This window comes from Terriglobus sp. YAF25 (assembly GCF_052113305.1).
Lineage (GTDB): Bacteria > Acidobacteriota > Terriglobia > Terriglobales > Acidobacteriaceae > Terriglobus.
This window is the reverse complement of the sequence record NZ_JBFRCY010000340.1, coordinates 1-5,397: the sequence shown is the minus strand read 5'-3', so window position 1 is coordinate 5,397 and position 5,397 is coordinate 1. Positions and strand designations below refer to the sequence as shown.

Sequence of the window (5,397 nt, the reverse complement as noted above, 5' to 3'; positions counted from 1 at the left end):
GTCTATGTTGTGCAACAGCTGATGCAACAGCAGGCGCCGAGCCTAATTTGGGTTACGATGCACGACATTGATGTCGCACACACAGGTGCGTATTCGCTTTATGTGGAAAGTGTTCGAAGGACGGATCGGCTCTGCGCTGAATTGTGGAAGATTGTACAGAGCAATCCTGAATATGCAGGCAACACCACGATGATGATTCTTCCCGACTTTGGACGAGACTCCGATGAGGAAGCGGGAGGAAATGGCTTTCAACACCATCGCACCGGCGACCCATCGTCACGAACTACATGGATGATGGCATTGGGTGCTGGAGTCCGCGAAGGCGTGATCTATGATCATCCGATTCAATCGACGGATCTGGTGCCAACGCTTGGATCGATCATGGGATTTCAGGCATCGATCGCGCAGGGGCGGCCAATTCAAGAACTGTTCTAACACGATGCTTCCTCGCGATCTCAAACCCGAACAGTTCAGGGCCTATCCACCGGAGGCACGAAAGCTTGCAGTGAATAACCTGAGGACATTGCAACAGTTGCCGCTGAGTTTCCTTCCCAATCTGCTTTCTGAGGTCATTGAACTTGACTATAAGTTTCCTGTGGAGCGCCAGCGGATCAGCAAAGAGATTGCGATGCTTGGATCGCTTGCACCGGCGCAGATGCAAGAGTGGTTTGGGTCGTTTCGAGATCTGTCGCTCTCAATAAAACTGGAACACCTCGATTGGCTGAATCAGCCAGCTCAATTTGTTGAGCAGCTTTCTGCTCATCTGTGGTCGACGCACCAGCTGGATGCATTCCGTAAAGCGGCGAAGGAATATGGTAATCGGTTACAAGCGGCAGTAGCCCCTGATCAACCAGTGATTGCAAGGCTTGGTATAGCGATCATCGGGCAAGGACTTGATGCCTACGATGGTCGGTTGTTTCGCGATCTACGTGAACACGGAACATTCTTCAGCCATATCAACCCTGAAAACGGCATACAGCAACTCATGAAGGCGGTTACCGCACGGGCTCAGGCTTATCCGGTTCCATATGCGCATTGGTATGTGGAAGGGGGACAAGTTGTCGAACATGGTCCAATGCTTACGCACGTGTCTTATCAGGCATTGGAGCCAAAACGCCTTGCGCTGCTCAATAAGATGCAAGCGGAGATCAAGCGTCCAGGAATGGGACCCGTGGAGTTACGGACAATCCTGGCGGCTCTGCAACCAGCCGACGTCGGATTCGACAGTCAGGAAGACGTGGTGCTGAATCACTTTCAGCTGAAGCTGCTTTCGGAAGGCTCCGGCACGCAGGTCTTCAGTACGACGTTTGTACAGTGGACTGCGCGTGAGGCACTACGCCGTGCTCAGCCGCTGACGCTGCTTGTACGATTCGGGCCCCGACAACGGCAGCGTCCAATGAACGAATTACTGTCTAATATCGATAGCCATTCGGAACCAGATCTGACGGGATCGTTAGTCGATGCGGACATGGGAGCTTACTACAACTGGATCAATCAACAGAGGCTGCCCGGTGCCGAGTATTCCTCATTCATTGCCTGGTTTGAAGGGAGCTCTCGAGCGGTTGCACTAGGCCCTCCATTTGCGAGGGGAGCAACTTCGAGCTCCATAGCTACTCTTGAAGAGCTCGCCTCCTGGGCGGTCAGATAGAGTAACCCCGTCGACGCGGGGAGCGAGTGTGCCTCTTGCCAAAGGTCCGGCGGCATTTCGAGATACTGCGGTTTTGGCCTGAAGTCGTCAATTGAGAATTGGTGGGCGTACTGACCAGGTTTGGGCAAAATGTCAGGCGTACTTGGCTCGTCAACCGAGCGGCGCATTCGTTCGTAGCAGATGTTCATCTCCCCATTTCTGCATAGCTTTTATCAATGGCTTTAGCGATTCCCCTTCTTTGGAAAGGGAGTATTCCACTTTCGGTGGAACGACGGGGTAAACCTTCCGGACGATAACACCATCCTGCTCAAGCTCACGCAATTGGGCCGTGAGAACGCGAGGGCTGAGATTGGGCTTCATACGCTGAATCTCGTTGAAGCGCAGGACGCTGCTCGTCATCAGGTGGTGCAAAATGACCCCCTTCCATTTGCCGCCTATTACCTCAAGACATGCTTCGACACCGCAGCCACTGCTCAATTCATAAGAGTTATAACGTTTTCTCATTGCACTATCATAAATGTAAGTATGGGATAAAATTGTAAGTATAACAAAAATATGAAGCTAGAAGCGCCTTCACTCATCCAACTAGGTGGAATTCAGCAAGAACCACCGAAAGGACGAGGAATTGAAGATATTCTTTGTTTACGCTCATCCAAATACCCAGTCATTCAATGCCAATTTGAAAGATCACGCACTTGCCGTGCTTCAAAAAGAGGGGCATGAAGTTCGGGTTTCAGATCTTTACGCCATGAACTGGAAAGCAGTGGCGGATGCCGACGATTTTCCCGAGCGAGATAGATCGCTACCTCTGGAATACATGACCGCCTCAGGCGAGGCGTATGAAGAGGGAACGCAGGCAAAAGACATCGCGGCAGAACAGGAGAAACTCAAATGGGCGGACGCTATTGTGTTCCAGTTTCCGATTTGGTGGTTCGGCTTTCCAGCCATCCTTAAGGGATGGGTCGACCGCGTCTTTGCATTTAAGTTCGCATATGGCTACAAGAATGCTGGCAATACTTATCGTTATGGTGACGGGGCTCTGGCAGGTAAGCGCGCGCTGCTTTCGGTAACCGTAGGGGGCCCCGAGGTCGACTATGGGCTACGAGGCATCAACGGTCCGCTTGAGCAGCTCTTATTTCCGATTACCCATGGCACACTCTTCTTTCCTGGACTCGATGTGCTACCTACATTCGCGGTTTATGGCACGGCAGAGATCGACGAAGCCGGTGTTGAGGCGGCGAAGTACGCTTTGGAAACACGATTAGCTCGCCTGTTCATCGACGATCCGATTCCTTTCCGTCCACAGAATGAAGGAGACTATCCAGACAAGCATACTCTCGCTCCCCACATTGCCGAAGGCGTCAACGGGATGCCTGCTCACATTGCATCGAATCTGAGAGGCACGTCTACGACAGAGTTCCAGCGCGATGGCGATTCTCAATGAGTGCATAATCGCCAAGTCACTCATTGAGAGGGATTAGCACCGGGAAGTTGGCCTTTCGGAAGCGATYTCAATGGACAAGAAGAGCATTTCACGGGACTGCTCCAGTAATGCACCTTGGTTACGGCTTYAAGAGTATGCACTTCGCCTTCACGTAGATGTCGCTAGTGCTTAGGTCCGGATATATCTATGATGGTCTGATCGCCGACGTATAAGCTTGCCGATGTTCACTTCGTTCGACTTCAGCTTCAACTTCTTGTCATTGTGAAGACGCATGCGGATGACATCGTCTGCATCTCTGGGTCATTCGGGGATATAACCACTCTTTAATAAAGATGACATAGCCTGCTTCTATGCGGATTCTTCTTGTAGAAGATGCCCCACGCCTGTCTAAACAAGTCGTCAAGGGGTTGAGTCGAGAAGGTCATCAGGTTGAACGTGTTGCCAATGGCAGGGACGCACTTTCATTTGCGACACGGATGACATACGACGTTATTGTTCTTGACGTGATGYTGCCTGCGATGGACGGATTTGAGGTTTTAGAGGCCTTACGTGATCGTGAGATCCGGACGCCCGTACTCATGCTCACCGCGCTTGATTCGATGGATGCGATCGTACGTGGTCTTGACAGCGGAGCGGATGACTATCTGACGAAGCCATTTATCTTCACGGAACTCTGCGCGCGCCTGAGAGCTGTGAGCCGGCGCGGTCTCATCTGCAGGGATGTAGAGTTGCGCGTCGATAGCCTGGTTCTGAATACTTCGACCAGAGAGGTCTGTAGAAACGGAAGAGAGATTCGTCTTACGAAGCTCGAGTTCGCCTTGCTGGAAGCGCTGATGAAAAAAGATGGACGAATCATGACCCGCGATGAACTTGCGAGGGTCGGGTGGTCGGATCAAGGAGATGTGAGCACCAATTCAATGGATGTCATTCTGCATCACCTGCGCAGGAAGGTTACAGCGAACGGTGAGTCTGAAATTATTACGACAGTGCGTGGCGTAGGCTACGCGGCGCGGCCCCCGTTCACAGAATGAATCCGCGGTCGATTCGATTCCGCCTTACGTTCTGGTATGGCCTCATGCTGTTTGCGGCACTGTGTGTGTTCGGAATCAGCGTCTGGCTCTTTCTTGCATGGACATTACGGACAGGCAAAGAGAAAACGCTGGCGAATCGCGCAAACCGGCTATCAATCCTTTTGCGAGAGCAGAACGATCCCTTGCATTCTCTCTCCGACGGAAACCCAATACTGGAGACGAGGTCCAGCATGTTGCAGAGGTCTTCAACTCTCTGTTACGACGCCTGGAGGGAGCCTTGACCCGACAAAGGCGATTCACCGCAGATGCTTCTCATCACCTGCGTACACCGCTTGCAACGGCTAGAGCTGCTGCAGAAATTGCCTTGCGCGGAGATCTATCAACAGAGGATGTTCCAGAAACGCTCGAAGATGTACTCGTCGAGATTCGGGAGATGGAAGAGATTGTCGACGGAATGCTACAACTCGCGCGTTTTGATGCCGAGGCCGTCGAGATGCCCGTCTGCCGCCTGGATTTTGCCACCCTGGTCACGGAGATATGCCATCGTATGAACGGCATTGCGTCCTCTAAAGGGCTCCATCTGTTCTCTGAACTCGCGACGGACGATCCCATCCTATTGATGGGACACGAAGCGAGCCTGAAGCGACTTGTGGCGGCATTGATCGATAACGCGATTCGATACACCCCAAGCGGTTCTGTTACCGTGCGTACCGCGAAGACATTACATTCGGTCGAATGTGCTGTCGTTGACACAGGTATCGGGATAACGAGCGAAGCGATTCCACATATCTTTGAGCGCTTCTTCCGCACGGATGAGGCGAAAGCCCTTGTCAATGGGGGAAGCGGGTTGGGTCTTGCTATTGCGAAATGGGTTGTCGAACGGCACGGTGGCGAGATTTCCGCATCCAGCGCGGAAGGTCAATTCACAATGGTAAGGTTCAGCCTTCCTCTCTATCGAGAGCCTGGAGTGAAGCGCTGACATGGATGTTGCAATAGTTTGTATCGCATCCTGCGAAGCTTTCTCATGAATAAAAGATGGTGAATGCGAGAAGAATGCATCGTGAAGCATCGGGTTTGTTAAGTAAAAACTAAGGCTTGGATGTTGGAATCGCCATATAAGGCACAGTTCGCTAAAGCTAAACGAACCGTCCTCCTACACCTATGCGAATTCGAATCCTTGCTCTGTTTGCAGTTCTCCTTAGTCTCCTAGTGTCTGCCTCTGGGCAGATTGACCGTTCAGAGATTAACGGAACGGTCACCGATGCGTCCGGCGC

At 52.0% G+C, this 5,397-nt stretch carries 5 protein-coding genes and 1 pseudogene; 5 read left to right on the top strand and 1 reads right to left on the bottom strand.

Going from position 1 to position 5,397, the window contains the following annotated elements; genetic code table 11:
- Both AB4043_RS15005 and AB4043_RS15000 read left to right on the top strand, forming a co-directional pair.
- A pseudogene (locus AB4043_RS15005) lies at positions 1-435 on the top strand (hypothetical protein); the annotation flags it as partial.
- 4 nt (positions 436-439) lie between these two features.
- Entirely contained in the window at positions 440-1,648 is a 1,209-nt protein-coding gene (locus tag AB4043_RS15000) for a hypothetical protein (protein WP_442299534.1), read from the top strand.
- A 150-nt stretch (positions 1,649-1,798) separates the two neighbouring features.
- On the opposite strand, the gene AB4043_RS14995 is transcribed toward AB4043_RS15000, so the two are convergent.
- Complete coding sequence (locus AB4043_RS14995; protein ID WP_442299535.1) at positions 1,799-2,152, bottom strand: winged helix-turn-helix transcriptional regulator; 354 nt, start codon at positions 2,150-2,152, stop codon at positions 1,799-1,801.
- 121 nt (positions 2,153-2,273) lie between these two features.
- On the opposite strand from AB4043_RS14995, the gene AB4043_RS14990 reads away from it, so the two are divergent.
- From AB4043_RS14990 to AB4043_RS14980, 3 genes are all read left to right on the top strand, one after another.
- A complete protein-coding gene (locus AB4043_RS14990) occupies positions 2,274-3,092 on the top strand; it encodes an NAD(P)H-dependent oxidoreductase (protein ID WP_442299536.1) in 819 nt (272 codons plus the stop codon).
- A gap of 350 nt (positions 3,093-3,442) precedes the next feature.
- Positions 3,443-4,123 (top strand): response regulator transcription factor, encoded by a 681-nt coding sequence (locus AB4043_RS14985; RefSeq protein ID WP_442299537.1) that lies wholly within the window; start codon positions 3,443-3,445, stop codon positions 4,121-4,123.
- Positions 4,124-4,400: 277 nt separating this feature from the next.
- Complete coding sequence (locus AB4043_RS14980) at positions 4,401-5,102, top strand: sensor histidine kinase (RefSeq protein WP_442307400.1); 702 nt, start codon at positions 4,401-4,403, stop codon at positions 5,100-5,102.
- The last annotated feature ends 295 nt before the right edge of the window (positions 5,103-5,397 follow it).